This is a genomic window from Caulobacter sp. RHG1 (assembly GCF_013181195.1).
In the GTDB taxonomy this organism is placed as follows: Bacteria; Pseudomonadota; Alphaproteobacteria; order Caulobacterales; family Caulobacteraceae; genus Caulobacter.
This window is the reverse complement of record NZ_SMZP01000003.1, coordinates 535,892-549,889: the sequence shown is the minus strand read 5'-3', so window position 1 is coordinate 549,889 and position 13,998 is coordinate 535,892. Positions and strand designations below refer to the sequence as shown.

12 protein-coding genes and 1 tRNA gene are annotated in these 13,998 nt (G+C 66.0%); 4 read left to right on the top strand and 9 right to left on the bottom strand.

Annotated features, from left to right (window positions below; translation table 11 throughout):
* Positions 1 to 5 precede the first annotated feature (5 nt).
* From E1H18_RS10375 to E1H18_RS10365, 3 genes are read right to left on the bottom strand one after another with little or no spacing between them, the layout of a single operon-like run.
* On the bottom strand, positions 6 to 398 hold the full coding sequence (locus E1H18_RS10375) for a response regulator (protein WP_172267213.1): 393 nt from the start codon (positions 396 to 398) through the stop codon (positions 6 to 8).
* A gap of 13 nt (positions 399 to 411) precedes the next feature.
* On the bottom strand, positions 412 to 2,715 hold the full coding sequence (locus tag E1H18_RS10370) for a CHASE2 domain-containing protein (protein ID WP_172267210.1): 2,304 nt from the start codon (positions 2,713 to 2,715) through the stop codon (positions 412 to 414).
* Between the two features lie 3 nt (positions 2,716 to 2,718).
* Complete coding sequence (locus E1H18_RS10365; protein WP_172267207.1) at positions 2,719 to 4,662, bottom strand: FecR family protein; 1,944 nt, start codon at positions 4,660 to 4,662, stop codon at positions 2,719 to 2,721.
* A gap of 99 nt (positions 4,663 to 4,761) precedes the next feature.
* Between E1H18_RS10365 and E1H18_RS10360 the strand changes: the two genes are divergently transcribed.
* A complete protein-coding gene (locus E1H18_RS10360) occupies positions 4,762 to 6,411 on the top strand; it encodes a ShlB/FhaC/HecB family hemolysin secretion/activation protein (protein WP_172267203.1) in 1,650 nt (549 codons plus the stop codon).
* A 1-nt stretch (position 6,412) separates the two neighbouring features.
* Here the strand turns inward: E1H18_RS10360 and E1H18_RS10355 are convergent, their stop codons facing one another.
* The 3 genes from E1H18_RS10355 to E1H18_RS10345 all read right to left on the bottom strand — a co-directional run bounded on the left by E1H18_RS10355 (position 6,413) and on the right by E1H18_RS10345 (position 8,739).
* The gene (locus E1H18_RS10355) at positions 6,413 to 6,856 is read right to left on the bottom strand and encodes a response regulator (protein ID WP_241735964.1); all 444 of its coding nucleotides are present in this window, start codon (positions 6,854 to 6,856) and stop codon (positions 6,413 to 6,415) included.
* A 42-nt stretch (positions 6,857 to 6,898) separates the two neighbouring features.
* A complete protein-coding gene (locus E1H18_RS10350; RefSeq protein WP_172267197.1) occupies positions 6,899 to 8,353 on the bottom strand; it encodes a bifunctional diguanylate cyclase/phosphodiesterase in 1,455 nt (484 codons plus the stop codon).
* A gap of 310 nt (positions 8,354 to 8,663) precedes the next feature.
* Positions 8,664 to 8,739 (bottom strand) — tRNA-Ala (locus E1H18_RS10345).
* A gap of 127 nt (positions 8,740 to 8,866) precedes the next feature.
* On the opposite strand from E1H18_RS10345, the gene E1H18_RS10340 reads away from it, so the two are divergent.
* The 3 genes from E1H18_RS10340 to E1H18_RS10330 all read left to right on the top strand — a co-directional run bounded on the left by E1H18_RS10340 (position 8,867) and on the right by E1H18_RS10330 (position 11,345).
* Positions 8,867 to 9,181, top strand: a complete 315-nt coding sequence (locus tag E1H18_RS10340; RefSeq protein ID WP_172267194.1) for a YggT family protein — start codon at positions 8,867 to 8,869, stop codon at positions 9,179 to 9,181.
* A gap of 5 nt (positions 9,182 to 9,186) precedes the next feature.
* On the top strand, positions 9,187 to 9,471 hold the full coding sequence (locus E1H18_RS10335) for a DUF167 family protein (protein WP_172267191.1): 285 nt from the start codon (positions 9,187 to 9,189) through the stop codon (positions 9,469 to 9,471).
* A 152-nt stretch (positions 9,472 to 9,623) separates the two neighbouring features.
* Positions 9,624 to 11,345: an ATP-binding protein gene (locus E1H18_RS10330; protein WP_172267188.1), complete on the top strand. Its 1,722-nt coding sequence runs from the start codon at positions 9,624 to 9,626 to the stop codon at positions 11,343 to 11,345.
* Here E1H18_RS10330 and E1H18_RS10325 read toward each other — a convergent pair.
* The 3 genes from E1H18_RS10325 to cysK are packed head-to-tail and all read right to left on the bottom strand — an operon-like array spanning position 11,294 to position 13,940.
* A complete protein-coding gene (locus E1H18_RS10325) occupies positions 11,294 to 11,752 on the bottom strand; it encodes a very short patch repair endonuclease (RefSeq protein WP_206679051.1) in 459 nt (152 codons plus the stop codon). The genes E1H18_RS10330 and E1H18_RS10325 overlap by 52 nt on opposite strands.
* Positions 11,749 to 12,948 (bottom strand): NAD(P)/FAD-dependent oxidoreductase, encoded by a 1,200-nt coding sequence (locus tag E1H18_RS10320; protein WP_255500962.1) that lies wholly within the window; start codon positions 12,946 to 12,948, stop codon positions 11,749 to 11,751. The genes E1H18_RS10325 and E1H18_RS10320 overlap by 4 nt, the downstream gene beginning before the upstream one ends.
* Before the next feature lie 5 nt (positions 12,949 to 12,953).
* Positions 12,954 to 13,940, bottom strand: a complete 987-nt coding sequence (gene cysK, locus E1H18_RS10315) for a cysteine synthase A (protein ID WP_172267182.1) — start codon at positions 13,938 to 13,940, stop codon at positions 12,954 to 12,956.
* Between the last annotated feature and the right edge of the window lie 58 nt (positions 13,941 to 13,998).

The window sequence follows — 13,998 nt, the reverse complement described above, 5'->3', positions numbered from 1 at the left end:
GGGCGCTAGATAACCAATGCCTCGGCGCGCGAACCCTTCGCCATCGCCATCGCGATTGCATCGAAAAGAGGTTGCATCTGGACGGGCTTGCGCAAGAGGTCGTCCGCTCCCGCCACCAGGGCTCGCGCGCGTAGATCAAGCCCATCATCAGCCGTGACCATCAGAATGGGCAGTTGCGCTTTGGCGTCCGATCGCGCCCGGATTGCGCGGATGGCCGTTAAGCCGTCCATGCCGGGCATACGGAAATCCATCAGGACGATGTCAAAGGGCTGAGCCTCGATTAACGCCAAGCCGACTTCAGCGGTCTCGGCTTCGACCATCTCGACCTCTGCGGTCGACAGCATGCTCTTCACGACCAGCCGGTTCATTGCGTTGTCGTCCACGAACAGCACACGCATCTTAGACTTCCTTTTAAGCTGCGTCGGCGACGACATCGGCCGCGAACAATTCCCGCAGGCGCTCGGGCAATTCACCCGCCGCGATCGGCTTTTGGACGACGAGATCCGCGCCGACGGCTCGCAGTGATCCCGCCTCCTCAGGCTCACCGGCCCACAGCACGACGATCCGTGCGGCTCTCGCCTCGCCGGCGAAATCCGCCAAAACCTCAGCGGCTTCGCGCTGGGCCTCGGACAGGGTCTTGCCTTCGAGGAGCACCAGATCACAGGCGCGGCCGGCGATAACCTGGCGGGCCTCTCCAAGCGTCGCGACGATCTCGAGGTGGGCAACCTGGGCCGAGAGCGCCGCCTTCAGGACGCCTCGCGCCAAGGGGTTGGCTTCGACGAGCAGCACGGTGGCGTCCTGCAGCGCGGTGGCCGCCCCTCCGTCCGCCACAACGATTTCGGTTAGAGGCAGCCGGACAATGAAGCGAGACCCGCCGCCCAGCTCGCTTTCCACCTGCAATGTGCCGCCCATCGCAGTGGCCAGTCGACGACAGATCGGCAACCCCAGGCCCGTACCGCCATACTTGCGCGTTGTGCTGGCATCGACCTGGGTGAACGGTTCGAATATGCGCTCGAAATGTTCCGGCGCGATGCCGATGCCGGTGTCGGTGACGGTGAACACCAAGGTGTCGCCGTTCTCCGATCGCTCGACGCCGCTGGTCAGCGAGATTTCGCCCGCCTCGGTGAACTTGATGGCGTTGGCCAGCAGGTTGAACAGAATTTGGCGGAGGCGGCCGGCGTCCTCGTCGATCAGGGCCGGCGCTTGGGCGCGGTCCCCGGTCAGGCGCAGGCCCTTTTCCAAGGCCTTATCGGTCCAGACCGCAAGCGTCTCGTCGAACAGGCGGCCCAGGTCCATCGGCGCCTTCTCGATGGCGATGGTCCCGCTCTCCATCTTGGCGACGTCCAGCAGGTCCTCCACCAGGGCCAGCATGGTCTCCCCGCTCGCGTGGACCAGACGGATCTTTTCGCGAACCTCGGCAGGCAGGGTCGGATCGGCCAGGACCACCTGGGTCATACCCATCACCCCGTTAAGCGGCGTGCGGATCTCGTGGCTCGTCATAGCCAGAAAGTCGGTGCGCGCCTTGAGCGCGTTGTCCAGCGCGACGTTAGCAACGGCCAGTTCGTCGTGGGCAGCCTGTATGCTATCGCGGCTTTCGCGCATGTGATCAGCCAGCTGTCGCAGATGAGCTTCGCGCGCCTGCACCACCGCTTCGGCGCGGCGCTTGAGTTCAGCGCGCACCAGCCAGGCCATGCTCAAAACCTGGGTCAGGATCAGGACGCCGGGGCTGAAGGAAACCGGGGTCCACGCCTGAAGCACCACCGGCAGAATGATTACCGCCCCGGCCACAAACAGATGGCGGCGCAGCGCCGCGCCGTAGTTGGCGCTGTCTCTAGGGCGCAAGAAGAACGCCACAAGGGCCGCGCAGATGACCAGCAGTAGAAGGCCCGGCGTCTGTAGTGCGCGGCCAACGAGAAGGCTTTCATAAGCCAGGGCGTGAACATACACGCCCTGCATGATCCCGCCCTTCGGCGTAGCGAACTGGTCGCCCAGTTCGATGGCCGTCGAGCCGATTAGGACGTTGCGGCCACGGACCAAATTCAGATCGAACTTGCCGGCGTAGACGTCCTTGAAACTGATCCTAGGCACGGCGTTGGCGTTGAAGCTGTAGTCGATCAGGAATTCGCCCGAGTCCGGAGAGCGGCCCAGCAGCGTTGCCGCCATCGAGGGGCGCAGGCCGGCGGGGGTGTCAAATCCCAGCTTATAGCGCCGCACACGCCCATCGGCGTCGACCGGAACGTTGACGCTGGCCAGCACGACATCCTCGGTCAGGGCGTCTAACGGGCGGGTGCTGATGGTGCGGCCGTCGGGGCCGCGCCCGGCCTGGGCGAAGGTGGGCATGATGACCTGGCCGGGCCAGCGCCGAACGGTCGCGGCCAGCGCCTCGTCGGCGGCGGCCGAGGAGCGGGAGCTGAAGTCGACGTCGAGTCCAACAACCTTGGCGCCGGCGCCGTTCAGATTGTCGATTACCCGCGCGAACCGGTCCCGGCCCCAGGGCCAGGTTCCGGCGGCGCGCAGGCTCTCGGCGTCGATCTCGACGACGGTCAGCGTTGCGCTGGGCGGCCGCTTGAGCAACTGGAAGCGCCACTGCGAAAGAGCGTCGTCCAGCGGATGCAGGGCCCCGGCCTGAGCGGCAAGCGCCGCGCACGCCGTAACCAGCGCCACGCCAATGGCCGACCGCAAACGCGCGCCAAAGATCGTTTTAATCTCGATCAAGACTTAACCCTTGGGTTTGCCGTTGCCGTTGCCCGTAGATCCGCTGTTTCCATTGTTGCCGGAGTTGCCGTTGCCCTGACCATTGTCGGTCGAGCCCGCATTTCCATTGCCGTTCCCGCCAGCGTTGCCCTGGCCTTGGCCGTTGTTCCCGGAGTTGCCGTTCCCGGTGTCACCCGCATTGCCGTTGCCTTGGCCGTTTCCGTTCGAGCCTGAGGTCCCGTTGCCATTGCCGGCGTTGCCGTTGCCCTGGCCCTGGCCGCTGTTTCCGGAGTTGCTATTGCCGGTGTCACCGGAACTGCCGTTGCCTTGACCGTTGCCGTTCGACCCTGAGTTTCCGTTGCCGCCGGCGTTGCCGTTGCCCTGGCCTTGGCCGCTGTTGCCGGAGTTGCCGCTGCCGCTGCCGCTGCCGGTGTCACCGGAACTGCCGTTGCCCTGACCGTTCCCGTTCGAGCCTGAGTTTCCGTTGCCATTGCCACCGGCGTTGCCGTTGCCCTGGCCTTGGCCATTGTTCCCTGAGTTGCCGTTCCCGCTAGTCCCGGAATTGCCGTTGCCCTGGCCGTTGCCGTTCGAGCCTGAGTTTCCGTTGCCACTGCCGCCGGCGTTGCCGTTGCCCTGGCCTTGGCCATTGTTCCCCGAGTTGCCGTTCCCGCTGGTCCCGGAATTGCCGTTGCCTTGACCGTTGCCGTTCGAGCCTGAGTTTCCGTTGCCATTGCCGCCGGCGTTGCCGTTGCCCTGGCCTTGGCCATTGTTCCCCGAGTTGCCGTTCCCGCTGGTCCCGGAATTGCCGTTGCCCTGACCGTTGCCGTTCGAGCCTGAGTTTCCGTTGCCATTGCCACCGGCGTTGCCGTTGCCCTGGCCTTGGCCATTGTTCCCCGAGTTGCCGTTCCCGCTGGTCCCGGAATTGCCGTTGCCCTGGCCGTTCTCGTTCGAGCCCGTAGTCCCGTTGCCGCTGCCGCCGGTACCGCCGTTGCCGCTGACCTGACCTTGACCGTTGTTCCCGGAATTACCGTTACCCTGGCCGTTGCTGTTGGAGCCGCTGTCGCCGTTACCGTTGCCGGCGCTCGCACCGGTGTTCGATCCGGTAGTGCCACCGGTATGGCCCAGGTTTTCCGTTGCCGTCCCAGGGCGTCCCGAACCGTCTGCGCCAGCGGCTGGGCTGGCGATGTCGCCGCTCGCCGCGAGGCTGACATGGGCGATCGCCACGGAAGCAGCCGGGATGGCACCGCCCGATGAGGCCGGGCCCTCGCTAGCAACGGAAGCGACCACGTTCGCCGTCGGCGCCATAGGCGCAGCCACGCCCGCACTTGCTGTCCCAGGACCCTCGACGAGCCCCCCCGACACCGCACCGTAGTCCAACGACACGGTCTGTGCGGGAAGGGGTGCATCGACACTCGCGCGCGGCGTTTCGACGTTGAGCTGCTCGGGCGCCGCCTTGGACACCACGCCTGTGGCCCCAGCTCCCACATCGCGCGTCGCGCTGCCTTGGTTGGCGTGAACCTCGACCAAGCCCTCGGCGACGTGGACGGAGTCGGCGCCCATCTCGACGTTGACGGTGAAGGTGGTGCCCTTCACGACAGCGGCTAGCAGCGGGGTCTCCACGCGGAAGTGCTGCGAAGGCTTTTTGTCGACTTGGAACAGGATCGAACCCAGATCCTGCATGACGCGGGTCATACCGTCGTTTGACTCTGGCGCTACCGACATGCGGCTGTTGGGGCCAAGGGTGATGCGCTGCTTGCCATTGAATAAGGCCGCGCGGCCGCCTGCGGCCGTCGTAACCATGCTCCCGACCGGTAGGACCTGATCGGCGACGGCGGGCGACGGAGCCTTACCAGGGGCTGCCACACGGACGACGCCGGCGACCTCGACCAGTTTCCAGTCCGCCGCGAAGGCGCCCGTAGCGCTCAGCGCAATCGCCGAAACCGCGACGGCCATACGGGTCAGACCCATGGTAGTACCTCTATACCTGCCAATCGATGTAGTTGGTCAGACATAAACCCACGAAGCTAAATCTCTCCTAACTTCCGTAGTTTCGAAGCGCGCTTAACAGTGGATTTATCTATCCCTGCCACTGTCTTCGTTGTGGGACATCTCGTATCGAATGCTAAGCGTCTGCTAGTCGACATAGCCTTTGCCAGGTTATGCGCCTGCCTGCTAGCGACTATTCTTGCAACGTTGAGTATTTCAACGCCGGCCCTTGCCCAGCAGCCGCTGCCCCCTCAAGCCCAGTCCAGCGAGCGTTTCGTCCTGACAGGCCTGACGATCGACGGGGTTAGCGCCTATCCGCTGAAGCAGCTGGCACCGCTGTATTCCGACTATCTGACCCGCGAAGTCGGCATGGAAGACCTGGTCAAGATCGCCCAGGCCATCACTGACAAGTATCGCGCCGATGGTTATTTCCTGTCGCGCGCCGTCGTGCCGCCACAAGTCCCGGGCGGCCACGCCCGCATCCGCGTCTACGAGGGCTATATCGATCAGATCGAGGTCACGGGCGACGCGGCCCCGGCCGTCGAGGCCCTGCTTGACGGTGTCTCAGGCCGGCGACCCTTACGCCTCGCGGACCTGGAGCGCCGCTTGACCTTGGCGCGCGATCTTCCGGGCGTCCGGCCGAGCACCCGCATTGAACCTAATCTTGATGACCCGGCGCGGCACAAACTTGTCGTCGTCGCCGGCCTCAAGCGCTGGACCGGCAGTATCTACGTCGATAACCGTGGCGCTCGATCGCTGGGGCCGGTGCAGGCCAATGTCCGCCTAGCCCGCAACGGTGTCGTCGCGGCGGGTGACCAGCTGGCGCTGTCGGTAATGACCGTACCCAACGATCCAGGCGAGTATGTCCAGGCCGACTTGGCCTACGGAGCGCCGCTGGCGGGCGAAACACGCCTGCGTGTCGGCGCTTCGGCCTCTCGGTCGCGCCAAGGCAGCGCTCCTCAGAACAATACCGTCGGCACCGAGAGCCAGGCCGTCAGCCTGCGGCTGGCCCATCCCATCGTCCGCGACCGCAAAACAGCTGTCTGGGCTGCGGTCGCGCTGGACGGCCGGCACGTCGAACAGTCTTACCGCAACGGTGGGGCCTACAGTGACGATCTGCGGGTCGCGCGTGCCTCGATTCAGGCGGACAGCGGCACTAACCGCTCTTCGATTAGCGGATATGCCCAAGTATCGCGCGGACTCCAGGTTCTTGGCGCCACGCGCACGCCCAGCCGCAGCCACTCGCGCTTCGATGCCGATGGCGGCTTCTGGAAGGTCAATGTCGGCGCCAGCCACTATCGCGACCTTGGCAAGCGCATGGGCATCTATGTCTCCACAGACGCCCAATGGAGCCCCAACCACCTGTTGCTCTCCGAGGAGTTCGCGCCCGGCGGCCTGCCATACGGACGGGTCTACAATTATGGCGAAATCTCAGGCGATAGCGGCGTTGGCGCCATGGCCGAGTTGCGGTACGGCGTCGCGCCGAAAAAGGCCGGGCCGGTCAGTTTCGTTCAAGCCTACGCCTTCGTCGATGGCGCCAAGGTGTGGAACACACCCTCAGTCTATAGCCTGCGCTCGGCGGCCTTCTCGTCAGCCGGCGGCGGTCTGCGGGTGACGGTGAACAACAAGATCACAGCGCGCGTCGAGGCGGCTAAGCCCTTGACCCGCACGCCCTACGAAACCGGCGACAAAGACTGGCGCGTCTTCGCCGCGATCTCTGCGTCGTTCTAACCTAGATCAGCGTTTGACCGCCGCGTTCGGAGATCGCTCTCCCGATCGTGTCGAACAGGTTTTCCATCGCGACCGGCTTCATCATAACGTCGTCGGCGCCTGCGGTCAGGCATTGGTGACGGATGTCAGAGGCCATGTCCGCAGTCACGACGACAATCGGCAGATTGGCCTTGGCATCATCGCGCGCGCGAATAGCGCGGATGGCGGTCAGACCGTCCATGCCGGGCATACGCAGGTCCATCAGGATCAGGTCGTAGTCGTTGTTTTCGATCATGCGAAGACCGGTCTCGGCTTCCGGGGCCTCGGCCAAATCTAAGCCCGCGACCGACAACATGTCCCGAACCACTCGGCGGTTCATGGCGTCGTCCTCGACGAACAAAATCCGCAATTCCAAACTCCCAATACTGGATGCTGCGTTCATCGACTGAAACGCGAGCTTGGACAATCCCTTATGATACCGTCGACTTTCCGACAGTATTGCCAGGACTTATCCGGCCATACCTTGTGTGGACGCCCTTGGCAGCTTGAACGGCGAGGCTTGGCGAGCGAACGCCGTACCGAAGTCCTTGTCGCCCAACAGGTCGGCGAGTGCTGAAAGCTCCAACGGTTTGGAGACAAAGTAGCCTTGGATGTGATCGCACCCCATCACACGAAGCAGAGCCAGCACCCCGGCTGTCTCAACGCCCTCGGCCGTAACCTCCATACCGAGCGCATGGGCCACGTCGATCGTCGAGCGAACCAATAGTGGATCGCGATGACTAGACGTCAGCGTCGAGATGAACATCTTGTCGATCTTCAACTCGTGGGCGGGCATCTGCTTAAGATACGAGAGCGACGACAGGCCTGAGCCGTAGTCGTCGATGGCGATCTTCAGGCCGGCGCCCACCAGCAACTGCAAGTTGGCCAGGGCGCGCTCCGGGTCATCGATCACCGCAGTCTCGGTAATCTCCAGGCCCAGAGCGCAGCCGTCGAACTGGCGCACCGTATCCAGGATCCAGGCGCAAAACGAAACATCCGCAAGGAGGCGACCAGAAAGGTTGAGATAGACAGTGACCGGTTTGCCTGAACCGGCAAGCCAGGCTTGATCCGAAATGGCTTTGCGCACCACCCATCGGGTAATGTCGGCGATCAGGCCCGTTTCCTCCGCCAAACCGATGAAGACCTCCGGAGAGATCCAGCCTTTCGAGGAATGACGCCACCGCAGCAGGGCCTCGACGGACAGAACCGATTGGGAGGCGACATGCAGCTTGGGCTGATAGACGAGCGACAGGGCGTCGTCCGCCAGAGCCGCGCGCAGGTCACGCAACATTGCGCTGGTCTCGGCAGCCTGCTGGAGGTCGGCCTCTCGATAGGCCAGAACCCCGCGTCCCTTGGCTTGGGCCTCGATCAATGCGTCGGCGGCGCAGTCGGCCGCATATTCCCCGTGCCGCGCGCGGCTGGCGAACCCGATGACAACCTCGAGATCAAACACCTGGCCGTCGACGTGCAACCGTTGTTCAAAGGCGACCTCGAGCCTGGCCAGCGCCGCAGCGGCGTCAGCTTCATCAGCGGCGCTGAAGCCGAACTCCAAGCCCGCCCGGCCGACGCGCCCAAGGCGCGATTCTGGCAGTAGAGCTTTTAGGCGTTCGGTCGTTTCAGCGATAATGCGGTCGGCGACAGAAGACCCCAGCTCACGGCGCAGGTGGCTCAGGCCCTTGATCGACATTGCGGCGACATAGCCGCTAGCGTCGCCGGTGAAGTCCCTGACGCTTGCAGCGCCTGCCGCACTGAGCGCCGAAGCCTCCAGCTGAGCGGCGATTTGATTGAACGCGCGTTCCGCGGCTGTGCCGCCAGGCGCGCGCAAGCCGCGTTCGCCGGCGGCCAAGCGCGACCAGCCCGCCTCGATGTCAAAGGCTTCAGCTTCACATACTGAAGTTTGCGACGTGAGCGCGTCCATGATCATGAGATGATCTTGCAGGCTCTAATTTCAGATTAATTGTTACAGACCGGTGGCCGTGGGTAAGCTTGGCCTTAAGAAATGACGTCTCTTGCGGGCGTCATATTGTCACGGAGCAATCACGGCGCTTGGAAGATTTTTGCGCGAGCGGGGTCTCATTGTGAAGTTGGCTGGCTAATCTGGCGCAGTCCCTAGGGAGCTCGCCACGCGCCACCTTGTGCCGCCCCAGCCCAAACATTGTGTGGGGAAAAACGTGGGCACGGCCCATCGCCCGCTGCCGATAAGCATTCAATTACAATGACTTAAAGGGGGTCCTTGGTGGAGCCGAGGGGAATCGAACCCCTGACCTCCTCATTGCGAACGAGGCGCTCTACCATCTGAGCTACGGCCCCAAGGAGCGGCGGAGATACGGCCCCTGAAGCCGCTCGTCAAGCGGGGTTCTCGCACCGCTCTTTGGCAATCGCCTTGTCAGTTGGGGCGCGGCGCGGCAAGAAGCTTCGGCGTCACCACGGAAGTCTCATGGCCCCGATCATTCAACTCGTCTTCTTCATCCTCAACGCCCTGCTCGAGCTGCTGTGGTGGGCCATCGTCATCTCGGCGATCCTGAGCTGGCTGTTCGCGTTCGACGTGATCAACCGCCGCAACCAGTTCGTCTACAACGTCGCCACCTTCCTGGACCGGGTGACGGATCCGATCCTGGCGCCGTTCCGCCGGATCATTCCGTCGATCGGCGGCGTCGACATCAGCCCGATCATCGTGCTGCTGCTGCTGCGCGGCATCCAACGCTTCATCATGCCGGCGCTGGAAGTTTCGCTGCTGAACCTGCTCGGCTAAGGGCCTTGGCCGAGGTCCTGGCCGTCCGCCTCACCCCGCGCGGCGGCCGCGACGCGGTCGATGGCTGGGCGCTGGACGCGGACGGCCGGCCCTATCTGAAGGTGCGGGTGGCCAGCCCGCCCGTGGATGGGGCGGCCAACGCCGCCCTGACGGCCTTCCTGGCCAAGACCCTGAAGATCTCGCGCTCGGCCGTGCGCCTGACCTCCGGCGAGACCGCCCGCGTCAAGCGCCTGGAATTGGACGGAATCGCCCCCGAAGACCTGACGAAGGCGTTCGGACCGAAACCGTGACTCCCCATTTTGGGCCAAGCCATTGACGGTGCGACATTCTTTCACTCCATCTTAGCCCTTCACGGCTAGGTGTCACCCGAGGCTAGGATCGCGTTCGATCTGTCTTGGAGGCTGAGCGCTACATGGGCGCGGGTGTCGAAAACAGCGATGTGATGCGCGCCCTCGCCGCTCGGCGGGCCAACACCTATCTGCGCCTGAGCGTCACCTTCGCCATCGCCCTGCTGCTGGACCTGTTCGTCGGCATGGACTGGGTGTGGCTCTGGGCCGCGCTCTACACCGCGATACAGCTGACCGAGCTGGCCCTGGCCCGCTGGATGCTGAAGCGCCCCGAGCGCGTCCGCGGCGTCTGGAAGCGGCTGACCCTGAATGTCATTCCCTTCCTGACCTCGACGGTGTTCGGCTCGTTGTCGATCCCGCTGTTCGCTTCACACGCCCGCTTTGCGCCCACCCTGGGCGGCATGTTGCTGGCCGGGGCCCTGCTGAACGTGGTGGTGGTCAATGGCAGCCGGCGCTCGGCGACCCTGTCGGCGGCCGCTCCGCATGTGCTTTACCTGCTGGCCGTACCGTTCGTAGCGCGAGCGGCCAATCCGGGCTCGCCCCTGGCCAACGCCTTGTGGCTGGGCGCCCTGATGCTGGTGGCCAGCGTCGCGGTGGCCGCCCGCACCCTCAGCACCGCCATGAAGGCCGAGGCCGACGCCAAGCTGGAGGCCGAACGCCGCCGCTACGAGGCCGAGGAAGCCGTGGCCGCCAAGTCGGCGTTCGTGGCCATGATCAGCCACGAGCTGCGCACCCCGATCAGCGCCATCCTGGCCGGCGCGGGACGCCTGCACAGCGAGGTCCCAGAGGCCAGCGCGAAGGTCCACGCCCAGCTGATCGCCGACGCCGGCGGCCTGATGCGCACCCTGCTGAACGACCTGCTGGATTTCTCGCGGCTGGAAGCGGGCCGGATGTCGGTCGAGAACACCGCCTTCAACCTGCGCCAGACCCTGGCCGACACCCTGCGCCTGTGGCGGCCAGAGGCCGCTCGCAAGGGTCTGCGCCTGCGCATCGAGGGCGCGGCTGGTCTGCCCCGCTGGGTCAGCGGCGACGGCATGCGGCTGCGTCAGGTGCTGAACAACCTGCTGAGCAACGCCATCAAGTTCACGGCGCGCGGCGGCGTCACCATCAATCTGCACGCTCGCGAGGACGCGGACGGCGTGCGTCTGACCATCGACGTCATCGACACCGGGCCGGGCATCGACCAGGCCGTGCTGCCGCGCCTGTTCACCCCGTTCGACCAGCTGAGCAGCGCCGTCGTGCGCCAGCACGGCGGATCGGGCCTGGGCCTAGTGATCAGCCGCGAGCTGGCCCGTCTGATGGGGGGCGACCTGACCGCGACCAGCGCGCCCGGGTTCGGCGCGCACTTCACCCTGGTCGCCACCTTCGACGCCGCCGAAGCGCCGCCCGCCGCGATCGAGGGCCCCTCGCTCACCGGCCTGCGGGTTCTGGTGGTCGATGACCATGTGGTCAATCGCCGGGCCATCGAGCTGATCCTGCAGCCGTTCGGCGTCGACACGACCCTGGCCGAATCCGGCGAGGAAGCCCTCGAGCTGCTGGGCTCCGAAGTGTTCGACGCCGTGCTGATGGACGTCTACATGCCCGGCCTGGACGGGCGCGAGACCACCCGCCGCCTGCGCGCCGGGACCGGTCCGAACCGCACTGTGCCAGTCGTCGCCGTCACCGCCTCGGCCACACCCAAGGACTGGGACGAATGCGCTGAGGCGGGCATGGACGCCCACGTCTCCAAGCCGATCGACCCGGCCGAACTGTTCGGGGCCTTGGCTCAGGTGCTGGCGCGCGACGACTCTGCCATATCCGCATCCAACGCAGCCTGATCCAGCAGCGCCGCCAGACGCTGCGTTAGCGCCGGCTCGTCCTTGAAAGCGCATTCCCAGATCGTCTCGACCCGCCAGCCGGTCGCCCGCAAGGCTTCGGTCGAACGTTCGTCGCGGGCCTTGTTGCGCGCCACCTTGGCCAGCCAGTAGTCGCGATTGTTCTTCGGTACACGCGACCCCCGCGCGCAGTCGTGGCCGTGCCAGAAACAGCCATGGACGAAGAAGGCTAGCCGGCGTCCGGGCATCACCAGGTCGGGATTGCCCGGCAGGTCCTTGCGATGCAGGCGGTAGCGCGCGCCCAGGCCCGTCAGGATACGGCGCAGGGCCATCTCCGGCTTGGTGTCCTTGCTCTTGACCCGCGCCATGACGGCCGAGCGCTTGGCGGCGTCATAGACGTCGGCGCTCAAGGCCGGGTCTCCGACGGGAAACGGCCCAGGCGCAAGGTCCCGGTCAGCAGCAGGACGCCCAATTGCTTGAGGCCCGGCCAACGGGACATCGGGGTGAAGAAGAGATCGCGCATCAAGGGCCAGAACGCGCCATGGGCCTGGAACAGCGGCGTCAGCCCCTTGGAGGCCAGCTGATAAATGCCTGTGTGCCGCCGCCGCTGGCCCTGCCAGGCGCGTACGGCCATGGCGGTCGGACGCTGGTCCTGGTTCAGCCGCGCAGCCAGCTCGACAGCGTCGACCAGGGCGAGATTGGCCCCCTGCCCCAGCTGCGGGCTGGTGCCGTGGGCGGCGTCGCCCAACAGGACGCAGGCCTCGCGACTCCAGCGCCCCACCGAGACGTCGCGATAGATCGCGCGGGAGAAGCCTGCCCAGTCCTCGCGGCCTTCCAGCAGGGCGGCGGCCTCGGGCCACAGCGGCGCGAGGCGCTCACGCCGCCAGATCTCGAAGTCGCCGGCCAGGCAGGCGTCGATATCGGCCACCGGCAAAGACCAGAACAGGCTGACCTGGTTCGTCTCGCCTTCGGGACCGCGCCCGACCGGCAGGACGCCCGTCATCACCTCGGCCCGGTGATAGACCTGCCGGAGGGCGCCGGCGAAGCGGCTGTCGATGTCCGTGGCGTTGGTCCAGACCGCGCCCCATGGATAGACGGGCGCCCGCGCTCCGGGGCGGACCGCTGAACGCAGGGCCGAGCCCGAACCGTCCGCGATTACCGCCAGGTCGAACGGCCCGAAGGCGCGGCCACGCTCGTCGTGCAGAACGGGCTTCTCCGGGTTCTCGATGCGAAGAATGCGGGCGTCGGTGACGACCGTGACCCCGGCGGGGACGAGAGCGTCGTGCAGCGTGTCGAACAGCACCGCGCGGTGAATGCCGACGCCATGCGCGCCGGTCCGCCAGTCGCCGTAGTCGAGGTCCATGACCTGGCGACCACGGGTGTCGTGACCCTCCAGCCGCTCCACGCGCGCCCCGGCGGCGCGGATCGTCTCGTCCAGGCCGAGCGCCTTCAACGCCGCGAGACCCGTCGGCTGCAGAAGCAGGCCGGAACCTAGCGGGCGCGGGGCGGCGAAGGCCTCGAGCAACGTGACCTCATGGCCCCGGCGCGCGAGCGCGAGGGCGGCGGCCATGCCGCCGACCCCGCAACCAACAACGCCGACCCGCAAGGTGGTCAGAGACCCTCGAACAGGGCCGTGGACAGGTAACGTTCGGCGAAGCTGGGGATGATCGCCACGATGGTCTTGCCCTTGTACTCGTCGCGCAGGGCCAGATCGAAGGCGGCGACCAAGGCCGCGCCCGAGCTGATGCCGATCGGCAGGCCCTCGACGGCCGCCGCGCGGCGGGCCATGGCGAAGGCGTCGTCATTGCCGACCTGGACAATGTCGTCGATCACGCCGCGATCCAGCACACCGGGCACGAAGCCGGCGCCGATGCCCTGGATCTTGTGCGGGCCGGGCGCGCCGCCCGACAGCACCGGCGAGGCTTCCGGCTCGACGGCGACCATCTTCAGGGATGGCTTGCGCGCCTTCAGCACCTGGCCGACGCCGGTGATCGTGCCGCCGGTGCCGACGCCCGAAACCACCGCATCGACGGCGCCGGCGGTGTCGTTCCAGATCTCCTCGGCGGTCGAGACGCGGTGGACCAGCGGGTTGGCGCTGTTCTCGAACTGCTGGGGCATGACCGCCCCGGGCGTGGCCTCGACCAGTTCCTGGGCGCGGGTGACGGCGCCGCGCATGCCCTTCTCGGCCGGGGTCAGCTCCAGCTTGGCGCCCAGCAGCAGCAACATCTTGCGGCGCTCGACCGACATGCTCTCAGGCATGACCAGGATCAGCTTGTAGCCTTTAGCGGCGGCCACGAAGGCCAGGGCGATGCCGGTATTGCCCGAGGTCGGCTCGACGATGGTCGCGCCGGGCTTGAGGATGCCCTGGGCCTCCAGCGACTCGATCATCGAGGCGCCGATGCGGTCCTTGACCGAGGCGATCGGGTTGAAGAACTCCAGCTTGGCCAGCACCTCGCCCTTGGGGTTCAGCTCGGCCGACAGGCGCGGCAGGCGGATCAGCGGGGTGTCGCCGATGGTGTCGATGATCGAGTCATAGACCTTGCCGCGACCAGCGCGCTTGAATCGCGCGGCGTCATACAGGGAGGAAGCGTCGTCCATCGGAAGGCCTCTGAGCGTGGAGGTTGCGGGAAGCGCCAAAAAAAAGCGAGGGGCAACT